Consider the following 22,217-nt stretch of genomic DNA (forward strand, 5'->3'; position numbering starts at 1 on the left):
CGGAGCCGTCATGGCTGCGGCCGCCATAAAAAAGCCAGAGGGCGCTTGTCAAAAGCGCCCTCTGTGCATAATGTATCCCCCACCAGCCAAGTCACAAGGCTCAGGTTGAATATCAGAAAAGACTGTAAATAGTCTGGACAAAGGAAAAGGGAAACATTATGCCAGCTTTCAAAAAGCTGCTGGTTGCAGGCGCGATCGCGGGTTCTTCATTGGCGGCGCATGCCGCCGGCACTCTGGTGTTCTGCTCGGAGGGTAGCCCGGCCGGCTTCGACCCGGGCCAGTACACCACGGGCACCGATTTCGACGCCGCCGCGGAAACCGTCTTCAACCGCCTGGTGCAATTCCAGCGCGGCGGCACCAAGGTGGTGCCGGGCCTGGCGGAGAAATGGGATGTGGCCGCCGACGGACTGTCCTACACCTTCCACCTGCGCAAGGGCGTCAAGTTCCAGACCACCGACTACTTTAAGCCTACGCGCGATTTCAACGCAGACGACGTGCTGTTCACCTTCAACCGCATGATCGACAAGAATAATCCGTTCCGCAAGGCCTACCCGACCGAATTCCCGTACTTCTCCGACATGGGCATGGACGAGAACATCGTCAAGGTGGAGAAGGTGGACCCGTATACCGTCAAGTTCGCGCTGAAGAAGGTGGACGCCGCCTTTGTGCAGAACCTGGCGATGAGCTTCGCCTCCATCCAGTCGGGCGAATACGCCGATAAGCTGCTGAAGGACGGCAAGCCGCAGCTGATCAACCAGCAGCCGGTGGGCACCGGCCCGTTCATCTTCAAGCGCTACCAGAAGGACGCGCAGATTCGCTTCGCCGCCAACAAGCAGTACTGGGACAAGGCTGACGGCCCCAAGGTGGACAACCTGGTGTTCGCCATCACCACCGACGCCTCGGTGCGCTATCAGAAGCTGAAGGCTGGCGAGTGCCAGATCACCACCTTCCCGCGACCGACCGACATCGCCGCGATGAAGGCCGATCCCAAGATGAACGTGATCGCGCAGGCCGGCTTCAACCTGGGCTACCTCGCCTATAACGTCAAGCACAAGCCGATGGACAAGCTGGAAGTGCGCCAGGCGCTGGACATGTCCATCAACAAGAAGGCCATCCTGCAGGCGGTGTACCAGGGCGCCGGCCAGGCGGCCACCAATCCGATGCCGCCGACCCAGTGGTCGTACAACAAGAGCTTGAAGGACGCGCCTTACGACGTGGCCAAGGCCAAGGCGCTGCTGGCCAAGGCCGGCTATCCCAACGGCTTTGAAATCACCTTGTGGGCGATGCCGGTTCAGCGCCCGTACAACCCCAACGCCAAGCTGATGGCGGAAATGATCCAGTCCGACTGGGCCAAGATCGGCGTCAAGGCCAAGATCACCTCCTACGAGTGGGGCGAGTACATCAAGCGCGCCAAGGCCGGCGAGCACGACGCGATGCTGATCGGCTGGACCGGCGACAACGGCGATCCGGACAACTGGCTGGGCACCCAGCTGGGCTGCGACGCGCTCAACGGCAACAACTTCGCCAAGTGGTGCTACAAGCCGTTTGAAGACCTGATCCAGAAGGGCAAGAGCACCGCCAACGTCGCCGAGCGCACCAAGCTGTACATGAAGGCGCAGGAGATCGTGAAGCAGCAGCTGCCCTACACCGCCATCGCCCACTCCACCGTCAACCAGCCGATGCTGAAGTCGGTGCAGGGCTTCAAGGTCAGCCCGTTCGGCCTGAACTCCTTCTACGGCGTCAGCGTCAAGTAAGGCGGTCCGAGCAGGACGTAATCACATGAGGCGGCGGGGAGCGCGCTCCCCCCGCTTTGAGACAAGTGTAGGCGCAGGCAGCCGTCCGCTAGAGAGGGCGCCGGCGTCTACATGGCAGTATCTGCACAGGAATGGAGTGGAGGCGAGGGCAAGGAGCCGGCTTGAGGCCGGCTTGACCTGCGTCAAGCCGCAGGGCCGGGGAGGCTGATATTGTTCCCCTCGCCGCGGCAGTGGCTGCAGCTAAGGCTGGTGGGTGGTTTAGTTGCCTGTCCGCTGCCCGGCACCCGTTTTTCTCTCTTCGCCAGACGGCGATTCTCTATTTCTCCTCCTGTGTCGATTCCCTGCACGCGATGTCTGGGTTAGATGGCGCGCGCGGCGTTCAAGCCGCGTCCGCGTCCAGGAGAGTTTATCCATGTTTGCATTCATTCTGCGGAGGCTGGGCCTGCTGGTGCCCACCTTCTTCGGCATCACCCTGCTGACTTTCGGGTTGATCCGCATGATTCCCGGCGACCCGGTTGAGGTGATGGTCGGCGAGCGCACGCTCGACCCCAAGCTGCACGCCGAGGCGTTGCACCGCCTGGGGCTGGACAAGCCCTTGTACGCGCAGTATCTGGACTACGTCGTCAACCTGCTGCACGGCAATCTGGGCGAATCCCTGGTGACCAAGGTGGGCGTCTGGACCGAATTCAAGACCCTGTTCCCGGCTACGCTGGAGCTGGCCTTGTCGGCGCTGCTGTTCGCCATTGTCTGGGGGCTGCTGGCCGGCGTGCTGGCGGCGATCAAGCGCGGCTCGCTGTTCGATCACGGCGTGATGGGCATCTCGCTGACCGGCTTTTCCATGCCGATCTTCTGGTGGGGCCTGATCCTGATCATGTTCTTCTCGGTCAAGCTGGGCTGGACCCCGGTGTCGGGCCGGATGGATCTGATGTTCGACATCCACCCGCGCACCGGCTTTATGCTGATAGACAGCTACCTGGCCGAGATGGCCGACCCGGAAGGCAATGCCGGCGCCTTCAGGAGCGCGCTGTCGCACCTGATCCTGCCGTCCATCGTGCTGGGCACCATTCCGCTGGCGGTGATCGCGCGGATGACGCGCTCGTCGATGCTGGAAGTGCTGCGCGAGGACTATGTCCGTACCGCGCGCGCCAAGGGGTTGTCGCCGGCGCGGGTGATCTTCATCCACACCTTGCGCAACGCCCTGATCCCGGTGCTGACCGTGATCGGCCTGCAGGTGGGCACGCTGATGGGCGGCGCGGTGCTGACCGAGACCATCTTCTCCTGGCCCGGCGTCGGCAAATGGCTGATCGACGCCATCGCCCGCCGCGACTACCCGGTGGTGCAGAACGGCATCCTGATGGTGGCCACGCTGGTGATCGTCACCAACTTCATCGTCGACATCCTGTACGGCATCGCCAATCCGCGCATCCGTCATGCCAAGTAAGCGGGAATCCAACATGAGCAATGCAACGCAAAACCAGGCTGCCGCGCCGGCAGTCGACCTGGCGCTGTCCTATCCGTCGCCGTTGAAGGAGTTCTGGCAGGGCTTCGCCCACAACAAGGGCGCTGTCGCCGGGCTGATCTTCGTCATCGTGATCGTGTCCTGTGCGCTGTTCGCGCCGGTGCTGGCGCCGTACAGTCCGATCGAACAATACCGCGACCACCTGCTGACCCCGCCGTCGTGGCAAGCCGGCGGCAACCTGCAGTTCCTGTTCGGCACCGACGAACTGGGCCGCGATATCCTGTCGCGGTTGATCCACGGCGCGCGGCTGTCCTTGTTCATCGGCCTGATGTCGGTGCTGATGGCGCTGGTCCCCGGCGTAGTGCTGGGGCTGTTGGCCGCCTTCTTCCCCAAGGTGCTGGGCTCCAGCATCATGCGGCTGATGGACATCATGATGGCGCTGCCGTCGCTGTTGTTGGCGGTGGCCATCATGGCCATCCTCGGTCCCGGCCTGACCAACGCGATGATCGCCATCGCCACCGTGTCGCTGCCGGCCTATGTGCGCCTGACGCGGGCCTCGGCGATGACCGAGCTCAACCGCGACTACGTGGTGGCCTCGCGCGTGGCCGGCGCCGGCCTGTTCCGGCTGATGTTCGTCACCGTGCTGCCCAACTGCATGGCGCCCTTGATCGTGCACGCCACCATGAGCTTTTCCTCCGCCATTCTTGAAATCGCCGCGCTGGGCTTCCTCGGCCTGGGCGTGCAGCCGCCGACGCCGGAATGGGGCACCATGCTCGCGTCCGCGCGCGACTACATCGAGAGCGCCTGGTGGGTGGTGACGCTGCCGGGCCTGACCATTCTGCTGTCGGTGCTGGCGATCAACCTGATGGGCGACGGCCTGCGCGACGCGCTGGATCCCAAGCTGAAGCGCGCCGCCTGAGGATAAAAATATGAGTCTGTTGCAAATCAAGAACCTCTCGGTGGAGTTCGGCGCCGAGAACAATCCCTTCCGCGCGGTGGAAGGGCTGGACCTGGCGGTAGAGCAGGGCGAGATCGTCGGTATCGTCGGCGAGTCCGGCTCCGGCAAGTCGGTCACCATGATGGCGATGATGGGCCTGCTGGAAGGGCAGGGCCGCATCGTCGCCGACGAGCTGAGCTTCGACGGCAAAGACCTGCTGACCATTTCGGCGCGCGGCCGACGCAAGATCGTCGGCAAGGACATCTCGATGATCTTCCAGGACCCGATGACGGCGCTGAATCCCAGTTACACTGTCGGCTACCAGATCATGGAAGTGCTGAAAGTGCACCAGGGTCTGCGCGGCGCGGCCTTGAAGGCGCGCGCGCTGGAACTGATGCAGCAGGTGGAGATCCCGGCGGCGGCGACTCGGCTCTCTGCCTATCCGCACCAGCTGTCCGGCGGCATGAGCCAGCGGGTGGCCATCGCCATGGCTATCGCCTGCAGCCCCAAGCTGTTGATCGCAGACGAGCCGACCACCGCGCTCGATGTCACCATCCAGGCGCAGATCATGGAATTGCTGGTGTCCTTGCAGAAGAGCCAGAACATGGCGCTGATCCTGATCACCCACGATCTGGCGGTGGTGGCGGAAGTGGCGCAGCGGCTGGTGGTGATGTACGCGGGCCAGGCGGCCGAAGTGGGCCGGGTCCCCGGCATTTTCCGCCAGCCGGCGCATCCGTACACCGAGGCGCTGTTGTCGTCCATTCCGGAACACAGCAAGGGCGCGCACCGGCTGGCCACGCTGCCGGGCATCGTGCCCGGCCAGTACGATCGTCCCAGCGGCTGCCTGTTGTCGCCGCGTTGCCCGTATGTGCAGGAAAACTGCCGCAGCCAGCGGCCGCAGCTGACTCCGCAGCCGAATGGCGCGGTGCGTTGCCACTACCCCCTGCTGGCCAAGGAGAAGCAGCATGACTAGCGTTTTGCAAGCGCGGGATCTGACCCGCTACTACGATGTGGCGCAGGGCTGGTTCAAGCCCAAGGCGCAGGTGAAGGCGCTGGGCGGCGTCTCGTTCGAATTGTCCGCCGGCCGTACGCTGGCGGTGGTGGGCGAATCCGGCTGCGGCAAGTCCACGCTGGCGCGCCAGCTGACGCTGATCGAACCGCCGACTTCCGGCTCGCTGTTGCTCGACGGCCTGGATGCGGCCACCGCCGGCGGCGCGGAGTTGAAAGCGATGCGGCGCAAGGTGCAGATGGTGTTCCAGAACCCTTACGGTTCGCTCAATCCGCGCCAGAAGATAGGCTCGCAGCTGTCCGAGCCGCTGCTGATCAATACCGATCTGTCGGCCAAGGAGCGCGAGGATCAGGTGCGCTCGATGATGACCCGCGTCGGCCTGCGCCCGGAGCACTATTTCCGCTACCCGCACATGTTCTCCGGCGGCCAGCGCCAGCGCATCGCCATCGCCCGCGCGATGATGCTCAACCCCAAGATCGTGGTGGCGGACGAGCCGACTTCCGCGCTCGATGTCTCGATCCAGGCGCAGGTACTCAATTTGTTCATGGATCTGCAGGAAGAGTTCAACACCGCCTATGTGTTCATCTCGCACAATCTGGCGGTGGTGGAGCATGTGGCGGACGAGCTGATGGTGATGTACCTGGGCCGCGCGGTGGAGGTGGGCGACAAGGCCCGCGTTTACGGCCGTCCGTTGCACCCTTACACTCAGGCGTTGTTGTCGGCGACGCCGTCCATCCATCCGGAAGACCGCCGCATCAAGATCAAGATCGAGGGCGAGCTGCCCAGCCCGCTCAAGCCGCCGTCCGGTTGCGCCTTCCACAAACGTTGTCCGTACGCCAAGGAGCGCTGCCAGGCGGAGGTGCCGCAGCTGCGCGAGCTGGATCAGCGGATGATAGCCTGTCATCGGGCAGAGGAAATCAACGGCTGAGGCCGTTTTCGGCACAGCAGGCCCGTCGCGCTCGGCGCGGCGGGCTTTTTTATTTTAATGGCGTAAGACCGGCGTTACACTGGACGCCCCATCACCAGCAGGGAGGCAAAGCATGAATCTGTATCCTTATCTGAGTTTGAATGGTCGGGCCGAAGAAGCGCTGAATTTCTACTGTCAGGCGCTGGATGGCGAAATCGCGATGCTGATGCGCTATTCTGAGGCGCCGAAGGAGGTGGAGGGCATGGGCGATGCCGATCCGAACTGGATCATGCACGCGCGGCTGGTTTTCGGCGGCAATGTGCTGATGATCTCCGATACCAGCCGTCCGCTTGCGTCCAGCCAGCAGGTGACCTTGTCCATCAATCTGGAGGGGGATGTCGCCGCGGCCGAGAAAGCATTCGCGGCGCTGAGCGCCGGCGGCACGGTGACGGTGCCGCTGAACAAGACCTTTTGGGGCGCGCTTTTTGGCTGCTTCAATGATAAATTCGGCATTGGCTGGATGATCAATTGCCAGTTGTGACCGTTTTTTGACCGGCCGCGCGATGCGGCGCCATTTTGCCGCATCGCACAAATATTCCTTTACCATCCACCCCCCGCACGCTACATTCGCCATGGAACCCATGCCAAAATCCAAAGGAAAACGTCAATTGAAGAGAGCCGTGTATGCCGGAAGTTTCGACCCGGTGACCAATGGCCACCTGTGGATGATTCGCGAAGCCGTGGAGCTGTTCGACGAACTCATCGTGGCGGTCGGGGTGAACCCGGACAAGCACTGCACCTTCGATGTCGATCAGCGGGTGGGGCTGCTGCGCGAAGTCACCGTCGGTTTCAGCAAGCTGAGGGTTGACGTGTTCGAGAACCAGTTTCTGGTCAACTACGCGCAAAGCGTGGGCGCCAACTACATCGTGCGCGGCATTCGCACCGCCAGCGACTACGAGTACGAGCGCACCATGCGCTACATCAACTCCGACCTGCACCCGGATATCACCACCATCTTCCTGCTGCCGCCGCGCGAGTACGCGGAAGTCTCGTCGACCATGGTCAAGGGACTGGTGGGGCCGCGCGGCTGGGAGGGCGTGATCCGCCAGTATTTGCCGGAGCCGGTGTACCGCAAGATGCTGGCGATGTATTCCAACGGCTGAGACCGCGCTTACCGCTATAATGCGGAACTAGAATTGAATGCCGCGCCAGCCGAGTCTGGCGCGTTTGCTTTACGGGATTTGAGGGTTCGATATGCAGGATGTCAGCGCATTTGCCAACCGGCTGGCCAAGAATTACAAGCACTACGCCAAATGGGCGCGCCGCCAGGGCCTGGACGCCTGGCGCGCCTACGACAAGGATGTGCCGCAGTTTCCCTTCGCCGTCGACATCTACGGTGGCAAGGTGCATCTGCAGGAGTACGACACCGGCTGGGAACTGGCCGACGACGAATACCGCGCCTGGATAGATGCGGTGGTGGCCGCCATCGAGCAGGTTACCGGCATTGCCGCCGCCGCCGTGACGCTGAAGAACCGCCGCCGCCAGAAGGGCGTCAGCCAGTACGAGAAAGTGGGCCGCGAGGGCGATGACTTCATCGTCGAGGAGTTTGGCCAACGCTTCATCGTCAATCTGGACCGCTATCTGGACACCGGCCTGTTTCTCGACCACCGCAATACCCGCCAGCGGGTGCGCGGGGAAGCCGCCGGCAAGCGTTTTCTCAATCTGTTCGCCTATACCGGCAGCTTCACCGTCTACGCCGGAGCCGGCGGGGCGGCCAGCTCGGAAACAGTGGACATGTCCAATACCTATCAGGATTGGTCGCGGCGCAATTTCGAGCTGAATGGCCTGGATCCGGCGCGCCATCAGTTGATCCGCGCCGACGCGTTTCAGTATCTGGAGGATGCGGTGGAGGAGGGCAAGCGGTTCGACCTGATCGTGATGGACCCGCCGACCTTTTCCAACTCCAAGAAGATGCGGGACATCTTGGATGTGCAGCGCGACCATGTCTGGCTGATAGATTACGCGATGGCGCTGCTGGCGCCGGGCGGCAAGCTTTACTTCTCCAACAACCTGCGCAGCTTCGAGCTGGACGAGCGTCTGAATGAAGACTATCTGATCCGTGATTTGAGCGCGCAATCGGTGCCGGAAGATTTCCGCAACCGCAAGATCCATCAGTGCTGGAGCCTGCAAAAGCGCTGATGCCCGTCGGCGATAAGCATCCGCTATCGCGGGCATGATGAAATACAATGGGCGCATCCTCTTGCGCCCATTCTCCCCAGCGCCCATCTTGTAAAGTGTCATGAACACGCATTGCCGATAAGGATACAAGATGAGTTACCTCAATCTCGACGCAGACAACTTCAACGGCACTATCCCGCAGCAGGGCATCACGCTGTTGGATTTCTGGGCGCCGTGGTGCGGCCCGTGCAAGATGTTCGGCCCCACTTTCGAGGCCGCTGCCGCAAAACACCCGGACATCGTCTTCGGCAAGATCAATACCGAAGAGCAGCAGGCGCTGGCCAGCCATTTCAAGATCCGCTCCATTCCCACGCTGATCGCCATCAAGGACGGCGCCATGGTGTTCAATCAGGCGGGCGCGCTGTCGGCCGGGCAATTGGAACAGCTGATCCAGCAGCTGAAGGACTTGGAAGTTCAGGCTCAGCCGCAGTAAGCTGGCAACATCATTGATGCTGGCGCCGCAAGGCGCGGGGAGGCGGGTATGCGTATCCTGAGTGTTGCGCTGGTGTTGGCCAGCCAAATGGCGGCGGCGGCTTGTCCGGCGCTGCTGGACTACAAGGTGCCGGGATTGATGGGGGGCGAGATCAACCTCTGCCAGTACGCCGATCGGCCTGTGCTGGTGGTGAACACCGCCAGCCACTGCGGCTTTACGCCGCAGTTCACCCAGTTGGAGTCTCTATATAAGCAATATGGCCCGCGCGGCTTGGTAGTGGTCGGCTTTCCCAGTAACGACTTTTTTCAGGAGCTGGATAAACCGGCCGAGATCGGCCAGTTCTGCCAGGCTAATTACGGCGTCACCTTTCCCATGGCCAGCAAGGGGCATGTGCGCGGCAGCGATGCCCAACCTTTCTTTAAGGCATTGATCGCCGCCACCGATGACGCGCCTTCGTGGAACTTCCACAAATACCTGATCCTCCCCGGCGCCAGCAAGGTAGTTAGTATCGCGACCCGCACCAAGCCGGATGCGTCGGAAGTGGTTGACGCTTTCCTGCCTTATTTGCAGCCTCCGGCCGCTGCCGCGCAGCCTTGATGCGCGAAAGAAACGCTGATGGTTTTAGCCTAAACGCCGCAGACTGCGGCGTTTTTCATTGGCCGGCGAAATTCATGCCAGCCCAGTTTCATTGCACATCAATGACTTGGGTGGGCGGGTGCCGGTTTTTTGCATTTCATCCGGCAAAAGGTGTTGACGAGGATAGGGCGCGGCGGTATAGTTCGCCTCCTCAGCTGACGCAGCGAACGAAACAAGCCGAACGAAACAGGTTCCGGCGGTGTTCGAAGCGGCCGGCACTGCTCTTTAACAGAACGAATAACCGATAGGTGTAAGTGCTTGGCGAAAGCCAAAAACTTGCACTGCAAGAGACAAGAAATACTTGTTTTATTTCTTTGAACTTGCGTGCCAGAAAATTTGCTATGAGATTGAACTGAAGAGTTTGATCCTGGCTCAGATTGAACGCTGGCGGCATGCTTTACACATGCAAGTCGAACGGTAACAGGGAGCTTGCTCCGCTGACGAGTGGCGAACGGGTGAGTAACGCATCGGAATGTACCGTGTAATGGGGGATAGCTCGGCGAAAGCCGGATTAATACCGCATACGCCCTGAGGGGGAAAGTGGGGGACCGTAAGGCCTCACGTTATACGAGCAGCCGATGTCTGATTAGCTAGTTGGTGAGGTAAGAGCTCACCAAGGCGACGATCAGTAGCGGGTCTGAGAGGATGATCCGCCACACTGGGACTGAGACACGGCCCAGACTCCTACGGGAGGCAGCAGTGGGGAATTTTGGACAATGGGCGCAAGCCTGATCCAGCCATGCCGCGTGTCTGAAGAAGGCCTTCGGGTTGTAAAGGACTTTTGTTCGGGAGGAAATTCCGCTGGTTAATACCTGGCGGGGATGACAGTACCGGAAGAATAAGCACCGGCTAACTACGTGCCAGCAGCCGCGGTAATACGTAGGGTGCAAGCGTTAATCGGAATTACTGGGCGTAAAGCGTGCGCAGGCGGTTTTGCAAGTCTGATGTGAAAGCCCCGGGCTCAACCTGGGAACGGCATTGGAGACTGCAAGACTAGAGTGCGTCAGAGGGGGGTAGAATTCCGCGTGTAGCAGTGAAATGCGTAGAGATGCGGAGGAATACCGATGGCGAAGGCAGCCCCCTGGGATGACACTGACGCTCATGCACGAAAGCGTGGGGAGCAAACAGGATTAGATACCCTGGTAGTCCACGCCCTAAACGATGTCAATTAGCTGTTGGGGGTTTGAATCCTTGGTAGCGTAGCTAACGCGTGAAATTGACCGCCTGGGGAGTACGGCCGCAAGGTTAAAACTCAAAGGAATTGACGGGGACCCGCACAAGCGGTGGATGATGTGGATTAATTCGATGCAACGCGAAAAACCTTACCTGCTCTTGACATGTACGGAACTTGCCAGAGATGGCTTGGTGCCCGAAAGGGAGCCGTAACACAGGTGCTGCATGGCTGTCGTCAGCTCGTGTCGTGAGATGTTGGGTTAAGTCCCGCAACGAGCGCAACCCTTGTCATTAGTTGCCATCATTAAGTTGGGCACTCTAATGAGACTGCCGGTGACAAACCGGAGGAAGGTGGGGATGACGTCAAGTCCTCATGGCCCTTATGAGCAGGGCTTCACACGTCATACAATGGTCGGTACAGAGGGTCGCTAAGCCGCGAGGTGGTGCCAATCTCATAAAACCGATCGTAGTCCGGATCGCACTCTGCAACTCGAGTGCGTGAAGTCGGAATCGCTAGTAATCGCAGATCAGCATGCTGCGGTGAATACGTTCCCGGGTCTTGTACACACCGCCCGTCACACCATGGGAGTGAGTTTCACCAGAAGTGGGTAGGCTAACCGCAAGGAGGCCGCTTACCACGGTGGGATTCATGACTGGGGTGAAGTCGTAACAAGGTAGCCGTAGGGGAACCTGCGGCTGGATCACCTCCTTTCTAGAGAAGGCGATCGTCAAGTACTTACAGCCTATCGGTTATTCTGTTAAGGGCAGCCAGCTCCTTGTGGGGCTGGCGTAGAAGTTTACTGGGTTTGTAGCTCAGCTGGTTAGAGCACTGTGTTGATAACGCAGGGGTCGTAGGTTCGAGTCCTACCAGACCCACCAGTTGGGGGATTAGCTCAGTTGGGAGAGCACCTGCTTTGCAAGCAGGGGGTCGTCGGTTCGATCCCGTCATCCTCCACCACAACTCAAACACAAGCGAACTCGGAAGAGTTTGGTTCTGTTTGCGTTGTAATTTTAACGCCCGATCTTTAACAAACTGAAGAAGCCGAATATATAAGACGGCGAAATGAAAGCGTAGAGTTAATTCTGTACGCGGACAAATCGTCATCTTGGGTATTTGATTGTATCTAAGGCTGCGTCGCCATATCAAAAGGGGCGGTGCAGTCGTCGCGCAAACACGCTCTGTCATGAAGTGACGTAGGTTACTGAAATGATAGGGTCAAGCGACTAAGTGCATCTGGTGGATGCCTTGGCGATCACAGGCGATGAAGGACGTGTAAGCCTGCGAAAAGCGCGGGGGAGCTGGCAATAGAGCTTTGATCCCGCGATATCCGAATGGGGAAACCCGGCCCTTAGGGGTCATCCCAGACTGAATACATAGGTCTGAGGAAGCGAACTCAGCGAACTGAAACATCTAAGTAGCTGAAGGAAAAGAAATCAACCGAGATTCCGTAAGTAGTGGCGAGCGAACGCGGAACAGCCTGTATGTGATAGAGATTGAGTTAGTGGAAGGTTCATGGAAAGGACCGCCGTAGTGGGTGATAGCCCCGTACACGAAAACGCATTCTTGGTACTAAGCATACGAAAAGTAGGGCGGGACACGCGAAATCCTGTTTGAAGATGGGGGGACCATCCTCCAAGGCTAAATACTCGTGATCGACCGATAGTGAACCAGTACCGTGAGGGAAAGGCGAAAAGAACCCCGGGAGGGGAGTGAAATAGAACCTGAAACCGGATGCATACAAACAGTGGGAGCGGACTTGTTCCGTGACTGCGTACCTTTTGTATAATGGGTCAGCGACTTACATTCAGTGGCAAGCTTAACCGAATAGGGGAGGCGTAGGGAAACCGAGTCCGAATAGGGCGAATCAGTCGCTGGGTGTAGACCCGAAACCGAGTGATCTATCCATGGCCAGGATGAAGGTGCGGTAACACGCACTGGAGGTCCGAACCCACTAGTGTTGCAAAACTAGGGGATGAGCTGTGGATAGGGGTGAAAGGCTAAACAAACTCGGAGATAGCTGGTTCTCCCCGAAAACTATTTAGGTAGTGCCTCATGTATCACTTCCGGGGGTAAAGCACTGTTATGGCTAGGGGGTCATTGCGATTTACCAAACCATGGCAAACTCTGAATACCGGAAAGTGCCAGCATGGGAGACAGACAGTGGGTGCTAACGTCCATTGTCAAGAGGGAAACAACCCAGACCGCCAGCTAAGGTCCCAAATGATCAGTTAAGTGGTAAACGAAGTGGGAAGGCATAGACAGCCAGGATGTTGGCTTAGAAGCAGCCATCATTTAAAGAAAGCGTAATAGCTCACTGGTCGAGTCGTCCTGCGCGGAAGATGTAACGGGGCTCAAACTGATAACCGAAGCTGCGGATGGGCACAGTCAAATGTGTCCGTGGTAGGGGAGCGTTCTGTAGGTCTGTGAAGGTGTGTCGAGAGGCATGCTGGAGATATCAGAAGTGCGAATGCTGACATGAGTAGCGATAAAGCGGGTGAAAAGCCCGCTCGCCGAAAGCCCAAGGTTTCCTACGCAACGTTCATCGGCGTAGGGTGAGTCGGCCCCTAAGGCGAGGCTGAAAAGCGTAGTCGATGGGAAACGGGTTAAAATTCCCGTACTTTTGTGTAGTGCGATGTGGGGACGGAGAAGGTTAGGTCAGCAGACTGTTGGAATAGTCTGTTCAAGCCGGTAGGTGTGAAGAGTAGGCAAATCCGCTCTTCTTTAACACCGAGACGTGATAACGAGGGTCTACGGACCTGAAGTGACTGATACCACGCTTCCAGGAAAAGCCACTAAGCTTCAGCTACACAAGAACCGTACCGCAAACCGACACAGGTGGGCAGGATGAGAATTCTAAGGCGCTTGAGAGAACTCAGGAGAAGGAACTCGGCAAATTGATACCGTAACTTCGGGAGAAGGTATGCCTGTTGTGGTGTAAGACTTCGCGTCTGAAGCTATGACAGGTCGCAGAGAATCGGTGGCTGCGACTGTTTAACAAAAACACAGCACTGTGCCAACACGAAAGTGGACGTATACGGTGTGACGCCTGCCCGGTGCCGGAAGGTTAAGTGATGGGGTGCAAGCTCTTGATCGAAGCCCCGGTAAACGGCGGCCGTAACTATAACGGTCCTAAGGTAGCGAAATTCCTTGTCGGGTAAGTTCCGACCCGCACGAATGGCGTAACGATGGCCACACTGTCTCCTCCTGAGACTCAGCGAAGTTGAAGTGTTTGTGAAGATGCAATCTACCCGCTGCTAGACGGAAAGACCCCGTGAACCTTTACTGTAGCTTTGCATTGGACTTTGAAGTGGTTTGTGTAGGATAGGTGGGAGGCTATGAAGCCTGGACGCTAGTTCAGGTGGAGCCAACCTTGAAATACCACCCTGACCCCTTTGAGGTTCTAACCTTGGTCCGTGATCCGGATTGGGGACAGTGCATGGTAGGCAGTTTGACTGGGGCGGTCTCCTCCCAAAGTGTAACGGAGGAGTTCGAAGGTTACCTAGGTACGGTCGGAAATCGTGCTGATAGTGCAATGGCAAAAGGTAGCTTAACTGCGAGACCGACAAGTCGAGCAGGTGCGAAAGCAGGACATAGTGATCCGGTGGTTCTGTATGGAAGGGCCATCGCTCAACGGATAAAAGGTACTCCGGGGATAACAGGCTGATACCGCCCAAGAGTTCACATCGACGGCGGTGTTTGGCACCTCGATGTCGGCTCATCACATCCTGGGGCTGTAGCCGGTCCCAAGGGTATGGCTGTTCGCCATTTAAAGTGGTACGTGAGCTGGGTTCAAAACGTCGTGAGACAGTTTGGTCCCTATCTGCAGTGGGCGTTGGAAGTTTGACGGGGGCTGCTCCTAGTACGAGAGGACCGGAGTGGACGAACCTCTGGTGTACCGGTTGTCACGCCAGTGGCATCGCCGGGTAGCTAAGTTCGGAAGAGATAACCGCTGAAAGCATCTAAGCGGGAAACTCGCCTGAAGATGAGACTTCCCTGGAGGCTAGACCTCCCTGAAGAGTCGTTCGAGACCAGGACGTTGATAGGTCGGGTGTGGAAGCGCTGTGAGGCGTGAAGCTAACCGATACTAATTGCTCGTGAGGCTTGATCCTATCATTTGAGTGGCTTGGGAAACTGAGTGACGAAGATGGAGTGTGAGTGCGACACAATTGAGTACCCGAAAAAATATTCAGAACGCGTTGAGAGACGAGTTCAGGCTTCTTGAGTTTGTACCAGTTTATGTCTGGTGGCCATAGCGAGGTGGTCCCACGCCTTCCCATCCCGAACAGGACCGTGAAACGCCTTAGCGCCGATGATAGTGTGGCATTCGCCATGTGAAAGTAGGACACCGCCAGACGCCCGATAGCGGAACCCCAGCTCAATGAGCTGGGGTTTTTGCGTTTGGCGCACGCCAGACCGATGTCCTGATACCTGACCCAAGCCCCCGCGAGCGATCTGCGGGGGGCTTAGGCGTTTAGATTCCTGTCATTGACCGTGAAGCGCATCCCGCACAAAATCAGCCATTTACAGGCTTCAACGAGGTAGCGGCAGATGGCTTTTCGCAACAGCAAGCCCGCGCGGCGTATCATGGCGGGCGATCGCAGCCTGTACATCCACAGCATGCCGCGGCACTCGCTGCATGATCTCTATCATTACTGCATGACCATCAGCTGGCCGCATTTTTACCTGTTCATCGCGCTGGCCTTCGTGGCCTTGAATCTGTTGTTCGCCGGGTTCTATCAGCTGCAGCCAGGCGGCATCGCCAACCAGTTCCCGCAAGGTTTTCTTGGAGCGTTCTTCTTCAGCGTGGAAACCCTTGCCACGGTTGGTTACGGCGATATGCATCCGCAAAGCCTGTACACCCACTGGATTTCAATGCTGGAAATCTTCATTGGCATGATGAGCATTGCGCTGATTACCGGCGTCACCTTTGCCCGTTTTTCGCGGCCAAGAGCGCGTATCGTGTTCACCAGGCAGCTTGTGGTGAGGCCGCTGAACGGTGAGCCAGTGCTGATGTTGCGCGCCGCCAATGCCAGAAATAATGTGATCATTGACGCCAGCGCCCGTCTGCGGCTGTTGCAACAGGAGATCACGGCGGAGGGAACGACATTTCGCAAGCTTTATGATCTGGAGCTGGTACGAGATGAGCACCCGATGTTCGTGCTGGGCTGGACGCTGGTGCACAAGCTGGACGAGCGCAGCCCCTTGTACCAGCGCGATGCCGAGTCGCTGGCGGCGGTCAAGGCGCAACTGATCCTGTCCATCAGCGGCATTGACGAAACCACCATCCAGACCATGGTGGCGCGCCATACCTTCTCTCATCTGGACATCCGCTGGAATCATGTTTTCGCGGACCTGATCTATACCGACGAGGAGGAAAACGACCATGTTGACTACCAACTGCTGCAGGAGGTGAGGCCGCTGGCGTCCGGCGATGGTACCCACGATCGGCGATAGCTCGAGCCCGGTGCCGCTTGGCCGATGCCGGCCGAATCAGGCGCATTGAAAGCCGCTCTCTCCCCTTCATGATGCTTCGCGCAGGCAGCGCGGCTTCGTCCTGTCATCTTCCCGATGGCGCTATGGATGGCGCCGTTCCCCGATGGGTGGGAGGCAAGGGTCTCAAGCGGCGCTCGCAGGAAAGGTGATGATGAACGCGGTATGGTGACCGGGTTCGCTTTCCAGCCGGATCTCGCCCTTCAGGATCACCTGCACGATGTTGTGCACCATCGCCAAGCCCAGGCCAACGCCGCCTTGTCCCATGCGAGTGGTGAAGAAGGGGTCGAACACCTTGCCGTGCAACTCCGGCGCGATACCCTTGCCATCGTCTTCGTAGCGCAGCGTGATGTTGCCTAGCGACTGGCTGATGCTGATGCTGATTGTGCCCTGGCCGCGCTCTTCAAAGCCGTGGGTCAGCGAGTTGGCCACCAGATGGGAGACCAGCTGTTCCAGCGCGCTGGGGTAGTTTTCTATCATCAGATGGGATGGAGCCTGCAACTCCACTTGCAGATGGGGATGATGCTCTGGTGGAACCAGCGCCTTGAGCAGCTGCGCGATCACCTGGCCGGGACTGAAGACACGCTTGGGCTGGTCAAGCTGGTCTACGGCGATTTGCTTGAAGCGGCCGATCAGGTCGCCGGCCTGTTCGCTATTGCGTTGCAATAGTTCGCAGGTTTCTCCGGCTTTCTGCAGGAAGTCCTGCAGTCCTTTGCGCGATAACAGCTTTTCGGCATCGGCTCGGGTGATGCCGTCCACATCGGCCTGTATCTGCGAGGAGCACAGCAATATATTGCCGATCGGGGTGTTCAGCTCGTGCGCCATGCCCGCCACCATCCTGGCCAGAGCAGTTTGCTTTTCGGCGATGCTGATCTGGTGCATGGCTTTTTTCAGTTCGGCGGTGCGGCTGGCCACGCGTTCCTCCAGATGGCTGTTCAACTGCTGCAGTTCCCATTCCGCTTCTTTGCGCAGGCTGATGTCGGAGTAGGTGCCTATCATCCGCAGCGGCTGGCCCTGGGCGTCATGACTGACCACCATGCCGCGCCCCAGCAGCCAGATCCAGTCCTGTTCTTTTTGGAAGCGGTGTTCGGTGACGAAGGAACCTTGTGGCTGGCGCAGATAGCTGGCCAGGTCGGCCAGCACGGTCGGCAGATCATCCGGATGGATGCCGGTCTGCCACAGCTTGAAGTCGCCTATCTCCGCCGACCGCGTCAGCCCCAGCAACTGCTGGCAGCGGGGGGAGAAGAAGATGTCGCCATTGGCGATGTTCCAGTCCCAGACGCCGTCGCCGGCGCCTTCCAGCGCGAAGTGCCAGCGCTCCTCGCTTTCGCGCAGCGCGCGCAGCGCCTTCTGTTCGCCGGCGCGCAGCAGCTCGAACTCGCGGCGCACCCGTTCGGCTTCGTCGGCGCGCAGCAAGGCGTCCTCCTGCGCGCGGGCCTTGTCGTTGTATATCTGCCTGAGGTCGCGCTCCACCATGCCGCGGAACTGGGCCAATAGTTGCTTGTAGGTGGGGGTGTAGGCGTTTTCCGTGCGATCGAGGACGCAGATAGTGCCGAATACGTCCTGATTGGGCCAGATCAGCGGCATGCCCATATAAGAGATCATGCCCAGTTTGATATCCGGGTTGTCGCACCAGTCGGGATCGGACAGCGCATTGGGCACGGTCAGTTCGCTGCGCGAAGTCATTACCGTTTCGCAGTAGAGCCCGGTGCCCAGATCGGCCATTTCATCTTCTTCGTAGGGGTTGTCGGCGCTGTGGCTGGAGAGGAAGACCTTGATGCGCGGCGGTTGCACTTGCATGATCAGCGCCGAAGGGATGCTGACTATCCTGGCCAGCAGGTCCAGCACTTGCTGCCATTTTTCCGCGTAGTCGTGGCTGATGGCTAGGCTGCGGGTTTCGACTTTGGCGGTAATCATGATGCCACTCCACTGCGTGCATGTGCTTAGTAGTTTTAGCATATGGCGCGTGTGGAGGCTGCGGCATTGCGCCGCAGCATGAAAAAGCCCCGCGGCTGCGGGGCTGGGGCGCGGTGTCGTGCTTGGCGTCTATAGCATCAGGTTCAGCATGCGGTCTATCCGCACCCGGCTGAGGCGGGTCAGCAGTTTCTTGATCTGCTCCGGATAGCGGCGGACATCTTCCAGTTGGCGGTAGTGCCCGAGCAAGGTGGTGTGCCGCAGGATGTTCTGCTGTTCCGCCTGGCTTTGCGCCTGCAGTTGCCGCTGCGGGTCGTGCAGCAGCAGCGCGTTTTCCAGATCCAGGCGGAAGGCGCGCGGATTGAGGTTGTTGCCGGTCAGCAGGATGTAGCGCTGGTCGCTCCAGATGCCCTTGAGATGGTAGGTGTTGTCGCCGTCCTTCCACAGGCGGACGCGCAACTCGCCGCGGTTGACGAACTGGCGCTGGCGCTTGACGAAGCGGCGCAGGTTCATTTCGTACAGATAGGGCAGGGCGCCTATCACGCGGAATGGCTGTTCGGGCGGGATGTAGAAGTCGTTGGCGGTCTTGTCGCCGACGACGATGTCGATTTCCACCCCGCGGCGCAGCGCGCGGTTGATCTCCAGAACCACTGAGCGCGGGAAGTTGAAGTAGGGCGTGCAGATGAACAGGTGGTGCTCGGCGCTGGCGATGACGTCCAGGATGACGCGGTTGAGCCGGTTGCCCTTGCCGATGCCGACAATGGCGGTGATGCTCAATTGTTCGGCGCTTGCGCCGTGGGTCATCCGGTATTGGCTGTGCACCAGCTTGTCGCGCAGCTGGCGGATTTCCTTGCGTATGCTGCGGGTGGGGGGCGTCGGCTTGTCCAGGCGGAATACCGCAGGATCGTTGAAAAACTGCTCGACCATGAAGCCGGCCATCGCATCGGCCAGCTGCGGGCTGCGGATCAGGTGATAGCGGTCGAAGCGGTATTTGTCCTGCTTGTGCAGATAGACATTGTTGAGGCTGGCGCCGCTGTAATAAACGGTGTCGTCGATGACGAAGCCTTTCAGGTGCAGCACGCCGAACAGCTCGCGGGTTTGCACCGGCACGCCGTAGATCGGGATGTCCAGTTCGCGGCGTGCGGCTTCTTCACGGTACCAGCTGGCATTGCAATTCGACTGGCCTTCGCCGATGCGGCCGCGCTGGGCGCGGTGCCAGTCCACCATGATCCGGATGTCCAGGCTTGGGCAGCGCTGCTTGGCCTGATAGAGGGCGTCGAGGATCTCCCGGCCAGCTTCCTCATTCTCCAGATACAACGCGCACAGATAGATGCGTTGCGTGGCCGCGGCGATGGCTGCCAGCAATTGCAGGCGGAATTCGCGGGTTTGCAGCAGCGTGGAGAAGTCTTCCGGCTGCAGGGGCAGCCAGGATAGACGGGACAGCGTGGGTCGATTGAGCAGAAATGCCATGAATGCGCAGTTGAATGACGTTCAATCGACGCATCGTAGCACCGTTTGACCGGTTTGGGGGAGAGAGCGGGTGGGGAAGGAACGCCGCTCAAGGCCAAACTGTGGGTGGCGGAAGGCCGCGCGCATGGCAAGGCGGCCGGAAATGTGCAAAAATTCTGGTAACTAGACGAATTGCAGGTTTTTTCCATGCTGGACCGGGACGGATACCGCCCAAATGTCGGAATCATCCTCACCAACTCCAGGAATGAGGTGTTCTGGGGCAAGCGCGTGCGCGAGCACTCTTGGCAGTTTCCGCAGGGCGGCATCAAGCCGGGCGAGAGCCCGGAGGCCGCGATGTACCGCGAGCTGCTGGAGGAGGTGGGTTTGCTGCCTCAGCACGTGAAGATCATGGGGCGCACGCGCGACTGGATGCGCTACGAGGTGCCGATAAACTGGGTACGCCGCGAATGGCGCGGCAGTTACAAGGGGCAGAAGCAGATCTGGTTCCTGTTGCGGCTGGTCGGCCGCGACAGCGACGTCTGCTTGCGCGCCACCAGCCATCCGGAGTTTGACGGCTGGCGCTGGAACGATTACTGGGCGCCGGTGGACGCGGTGATAGAGTTCAAGCGCGACGTGTACGAACGGGCGCTGTCCGAGTTGTCGCGCTTCCTGCGCGGGGTCGAGAGCCACCACGCCTATTTGGCGCGCATCGGCGCGCAGAGCGAGCATTGACGGCGGCGTCGTTTCAGCGCAACCATACGGCGGGCCGATGCCCGCTGTCTTTTTTTCCGCCGTCCCGTCCGGGGCGGCGCAGGCGCGAGTCGCGGATAAAGTAAGACCAAGAATATGAGCCAACAATACGACGAATCTTCGGTACGGGTGTTAAAAGGGCTGGAGCCGGTCAAAGAGCGGCCCGGCATGTACACCCGCACCACCGACCCCACCCATATCTGCCAGGAAGTGATAGACAACGCCGCCGACGAGGCGTTGGGCGGCTACGCGCGCAAGATCGCCGTCACGGTGCATCAGGACGGCTCGCTGACGGTGGAGGACGACGGCCGCGGCATTCCGGTGGGCCTGCACCCGCAGGAGGGCGTGCCGGTGGTGGAACTGGTGTTCACCCGGCTGCACGCCGGCGGCAAGTTCAACAAGAAGGACGGCGGTGCCTACGCTTTCTCCGGCGGCCTGCACGGCGTCGGCGTGTCGGTGACCAACGCGCTGTCCACCCGGCTGGAAGTGGAGGTCAAGCGCGACGGCGGCGTGCACCGCCTGGTGTTTTCCGGCGGCGACGTGATCGAACCGCTGGCCCGCGTCGGCGACTGCGGCGCCCGCACCAGCGGCACCCGCGTGCGGGTGTGGCCGGACGGCAAGTATTTTGAAAGCCCGCGCTATTCGATGCAGGAGCTGGAGCGGTTGTTGCGCGCCAAGGCGGTGCTGCTGCCCGGCGTGGCGGTGACGCTGACGGTGGAAAAGCCCAGCGGCGACGAAGTGAGGGTATGGCAGTACCCGGAAGGTCTGAAGGGCTACCTGGCCGAGCTGTGCAACGGCGACGAGCCGGTGGCGCCGCTGTTCGCCGGCGAGGCCTATATCGGCGACGACCACGAGCAGTTCGCCAGAGGCGAGGGCGCGCAATGGGCGATGGCCTGGTTCGAGGACGGCGCCAGCGGCGAGAGCTACGTCAACCTGATTCCCACTCCGGTCGGCGGCACCCATGAGGCCGGCTTGCGCGCCGGCGTGTTCGATGCGGTGAAGAGCTTCGTCGACCACCACAACCTGTTGCCGCGCGGCGTCAAGCTGATGGCGGAGGATGTGTGGAGCCGGGTGCGCTTCGTGTTGTCCGCCCGCGTGCTGGACCCGCAGTTCCAGGGCCAGACCAAGGACAAGCTGACCAGCCGCGACGCCTTGAAGCTGGTTTCGGGCCTGGCGCGCGACCCGGTGGAGCTGTGGCTGAACCAGCATGTGGAAGCCGGCAAGAAGATCGCCGAACTGGCGATACGCCAGGCGCAGAGCCGCCTGAAGTCGGTGAAGAAGGTGGAGAAGAAGAAGGGATCCGGTGTGGCGGTGTTGCCGGGCAAACTCACCGATTGTGAGAGCGAGGACATCGACCGCAACGAGATTTTCCTGGTGGAGGGCGACTCCGCCGGCGGTTCGGCCAAGCTGGCGCGCGACAAGGAATACCAGGCGATCCTGCCCTTGCGCGGCAAGGTGCTCAACAGCTGGGAGACCGACAGGGACCAGTTGTTCTCCAACGCCGAAATCCATGATATTTCGGTGGCGATAGGGGTAGACCCGCACGGCCCCGCCGACCATCCCGACCTGTCCGGCCAGCGCTACGGCAAAATCGCCATCCTGTCCGACGCCGACGTCGATGGCTCGCACATTCAGGTGCTGCTGCTGACGCTGTTCTTCCGCCATTTCCCGCGGCTGGTGGAAAACGGCAACATCTACATCGCGCAGCCGCCGCTGTTTCGCGTCGACGTGCCGGGCCAGGGCAAGAACCGGCCGCCGCGCAAGCTGTACGCGCTGGACGAGGGCGAATTGACCGCGATCCTAGACCGGCTGCGCAGCGAGAACGTGCGCGAGAGCGCCTGGGGCATTTCGCGCTTCAAGGGGCTGGGCGAGATGAACCCGGAGCAGCTGAAGGATACCACCATGAATCCGGACACGCGCCGCCTGAGCCAGGTGAGGGTGCGCGACGGCCAGCTGCAGCAGACGCTGGACACTTTCGTGATGCTGATGGGCAAGGGCGAGGCGTCCAGCCGCCGCAGCTGGATGGAGGCCAAGGGCAACGAGGTGGAGGCCGATATCTAGGCCGCT

Annotated in this window: 15 protein-coding genes, 2 tRNA genes and 3 rRNA genes; 18 read left to right on the forward strand and 2 right to left on the reverse strand. The window is 60.0% G+C overall.

From position 1 onward, the window contains the following. Nucleotides 1-158 precede the first annotated feature (158 nt). From BI344_RS09365 to BI344_RS09440, 16 genes are all read left to right on the forward strand, one after another. Nucleotides 159-1,754, forward strand: a complete 1,596-nt coding sequence (locus BI344_RS09365) for an ABC transporter substrate-binding protein (RefSeq protein ID WP_071112684.1) — start codon at nt 159-161, stop codon at nt 1,752-1,754. 412 nt (nt 1,755-2,166) lie between these two features. Beyond that, the gene (locus BI344_RS09370; protein WP_071112685.1) at nt 2,167-3,195 is read left to right on the forward strand and encodes an ABC transporter permease subunit; all 1,029 of its coding nucleotides are present in this window, start codon (nt 2,167-2,169) and stop codon (nt 3,193-3,195) included. Between the two features lie 13 nt (nt 3,196-3,208). Further along, a complete protein-coding gene (locus tag BI344_RS09375) occupies nt 3,209-4,132 on the forward strand; it encodes an ABC transporter permease subunit (protein WP_071112686.1) in 924 nt (307 codons plus the stop codon). A 10-nt stretch (nt 4,133-4,142) separates the two neighbouring features. Continuing rightward, on the forward strand, nt 4,143-5,123 hold the full coding sequence (locus tag BI344_RS09380; RefSeq protein WP_071112687.1) for an ABC transporter ATP-binding protein: 981 nt from the start codon (nt 4,143-4,145) through the stop codon (nt 5,121-5,123). After that, entirely contained in the window at nt 5,116-6,087 is a 972-nt protein-coding gene (locus BI344_RS09385) for a peptide ABC transporter ATP-binding protein (protein WP_071112688.1), read from the forward strand. Before BI344_RS09380 ends, BI344_RS09385 begins: the two co-directional genes overlap by 8 nt. A gap of 112 nt (nt 6,088-6,199) precedes the next feature. Beyond that, entirely contained in the window at nt 6,200-6,607 is a 408-nt protein-coding gene (locus BI344_RS09390; RefSeq protein WP_071112689.1) for a VOC family protein, read from the forward strand. Nucleotides 6,608-6,707: 100 nt separating this feature from the next. Then, complete coding sequence (coaD, locus tag BI344_RS09395; protein ID WP_193430970.1) at nt 6,708-7,229, forward strand: pantetheine-phosphate adenylyltransferase; 522 nt, start codon at nt 6,708-6,710, stop codon at nt 7,227-7,229. A gap of 91 nt (nt 7,230-7,320) precedes the next feature. Continuing rightward, nucleotides 7,321-8,265, forward strand: a complete 945-nt coding sequence (locus BI344_RS09400; RefSeq protein ID WP_071112690.1) for a class I SAM-dependent methyltransferase — start codon at nt 7,321-7,323, stop codon at nt 8,263-8,265. A 130-nt stretch (nt 8,266-8,395) separates the two neighbouring features. Continuing rightward, nucleotides 8,396-8,737, forward strand: a complete 342-nt coding sequence (gene trxA / locus BI344_RS09405; protein WP_071112691.1) for a thioredoxin — start codon at nt 8,396-8,398, stop codon at nt 8,735-8,737. Between the two features lie 48 nt (nt 8,738-8,785). After that, nucleotides 8,786-9,334: a glutathione peroxidase gene (locus BI344_RS09410; RefSeq protein ID WP_071112692.1), complete on the forward strand. Its 549-nt coding sequence runs from the start codon at nt 8,786-8,788 to the stop codon at nt 9,332-9,334. Between the two features lie 388 nt (nt 9,335-9,722). Then, nucleotides 9,723-11,258: ribosomal RNA gene (locus BI344_RS09415) — 16S ribosomal RNA — on the forward strand. Between the two features lie 90 nt (nt 11,259-11,348). After that, nucleotides 11,349-11,425: transfer RNA gene (locus BI344_RS09420), tRNA-Ile, on the forward strand. A gap of 3 nt (nt 11,426-11,428) precedes the next feature. Beyond that, nucleotides 11,429-11,504 (forward strand) — tRNA-Ala (locus BI344_RS09425). A gap of 256 nt (nt 11,505-11,760) precedes the next feature. Beyond that, nucleotides 11,761-14,656, forward strand: a 23S ribosomal RNA gene (locus BI344_RS09430). Between the two features lie 130 nt (nt 14,657-14,786). Next, nucleotides 14,787-14,901, forward strand: a 5S ribosomal RNA gene (gene rrf, locus BI344_RS09435). The 16S, 23S and 5S rRNA genes sit together here with 2 tRNA genes alongside, the layout of an rRNA operon. A gap of 194 nt (nt 14,902-15,095) precedes the next feature. Further along, nucleotides 15,096-16,001 carry an ion channel gene (locus tag BI344_RS09440; RefSeq protein WP_071112693.1) on the forward strand — a complete coding sequence of 302 codons (906 nt, stop codon included), beginning with the start codon at nt 15,096-15,098 and terminating at the stop codon, nt 15,999-16,001. 162 nt (nt 16,002-16,163) lie between these two features. Here the strand turns inward: BI344_RS09440 and BI344_RS09445 are convergent, their stop codons facing one another. Both BI344_RS09445 and pssA read right to left on the reverse strand, forming a co-directional pair. Further along, nucleotides 16,164-17,954, reverse strand: coding sequence for an ATP-binding protein (locus BI344_RS09445; protein ID WP_071112694.1), 1,791 nt, complete (start codon nt 17,952-17,954; stop codon nt 16,164-16,166). 129 nt (nt 17,955-18,083) lie between these two features. Further along, nucleotides 18,084-19,421 carry a CDP-diacylglycerol--serine O-phosphatidyltransferase gene (pssA, locus tag BI344_RS09450; protein WP_071112695.1) on the reverse strand — a complete coding sequence of 446 codons (1,338 nt, stop codon included), beginning with the start codon at nt 19,419-19,421 and terminating at the stop codon, nt 18,084-18,086. A 186-nt stretch (nt 19,422-19,607) separates the two neighbouring features. Here pssA and BI344_RS09455 point away from each other — a divergent pair, with 186 nt between their 5' ends. Then, nucleotides 19,608-20,132 carry an RNA pyrophosphohydrolase gene (locus BI344_RS09455; RefSeq protein ID WP_071112957.1) on the forward strand — a complete coding sequence of 175 codons (525 nt, stop codon included), beginning with the start codon at nt 19,608-19,610 and terminating at the stop codon, nt 20,130-20,132. 114 nt (nt 20,133-20,246) lie between these two features. Next, complete coding sequence (gene parE / locus BI344_RS09460; protein ID WP_071112696.1) at nt 20,247-22,211, forward strand: DNA topoisomerase IV subunit B; 1,965 nt, start codon at nt 20,247-20,249, stop codon at nt 22,209-22,211. Nucleotides 22,212-22,217 lie beyond the last annotated feature (6 nt).

Origin of the sequence: Chromobacterium sphagni (assembly GCF_001855555.1) — a bacterium.
Taxonomy (GTDB): Bacteria; Pseudomonadota; Gammaproteobacteria; order Burkholderiales; family Chromobacteriaceae; genus Chromobacterium; species Chromobacterium sphagni.

What these genes read in the sequence shown, in the direction of transcription:
- BI344_RS09365 (WP_071112684.1), top strand. Translation starts at nt 159, where the DNA reads ATGCCAGCTTTCAAAAAGCTGCTGGTTGCAGGCGCGATCGCGGGTTCT.
- BI344_RS09370 (WP_071112685.1), top strand. Translation starts at nt 2,167, where the DNA reads ATGTTTGCATTCATTCTGCGGAGGCTGGGCCTGCTGGTGCCCACCTTC.
- BI344_RS09375 (WP_071112686.1), top strand. Translation starts at nt 3,209, where the DNA reads ATGAGCAATGCAACGCAAAACCAGGCTGCCGCGCCGGCAGTCGACCTG.
- BI344_RS09380 (WP_071112687.1), top strand. Translation starts at nt 4,143, where the DNA reads ATGAGTCTGTTGCAAATCAAGAACCTCTCGGTGGAGTTCGGCGCCGAG.
- BI344_RS09385 (WP_071112688.1), top strand. Translation starts at nt 5,116, where the DNA reads ATGACTAGCGTTTTGCAAGCGCGGGATCTGACCCGCTACTACGATGTG.
- BI344_RS09390 (WP_071112689.1), top strand. Translation starts at nt 6,200, where the DNA reads ATGAATCTGTATCCTTATCTGAGTTTGAATGGTCGGGCCGAAGAAGCG.
- coaD (WP_193430970.1), top strand. Translation starts at nt 6,708, where the DNA reads ATGCCAAAATCCAAAGGAAAACGTCAATTGAAGAGAGCCGTGTATGCC.
- BI344_RS09400 (WP_071112690.1), top strand. Translation starts at nt 7,321, where the DNA reads ATGCAGGATGTCAGCGCATTTGCCAACCGGCTGGCCAAGAATTACAAG.
- trxA (WP_071112691.1), top strand. Translation starts at nt 8,396, where the DNA reads ATGAGTTACCTCAATCTCGACGCAGACAACTTCAACGGCACTATCCCG.
- BI344_RS09410 (WP_071112692.1), top strand. Translation starts at nt 8,786, where the DNA reads ATGCGTATCCTGAGTGTTGCGCTGGTGTTGGCCAGCCAAATGGCGGCG.
- BI344_RS09440 (WP_071112693.1), top strand. Translation starts at nt 15,096, where the DNA reads ATGGCTTTTCGCAACAGCAAGCCCGCGCGGCGTATCATGGCGGGCGAT.
- BI344_RS09445 (WP_071112694.1), bottom strand. Translation starts at nt 17,954, where the DNA reads ATGATTACCGCCAAAGTCGAAACCCGCAGCCTAGCCATCAGCCACGAC.
- pssA (WP_071112695.1), bottom strand. Translation starts at nt 19,421, where the DNA reads ATGGCATTTCTGCTCAATCGACCCACGCTGTCCCGTCTATCCTGGCTG.
- BI344_RS09455 (WP_071112957.1), top strand. Translation starts at nt 19,608, where the DNA reads ATGCTGGACCGGGACGGATACCGCCCAAATGTCGGAATCATCCTCACC.
- parE (WP_071112696.1), top strand. Translation starts at nt 20,247, where the DNA reads ATGAGCCAACAATACGACGAATCTTCGGTACGGGTGTTAAAAGGGCTG.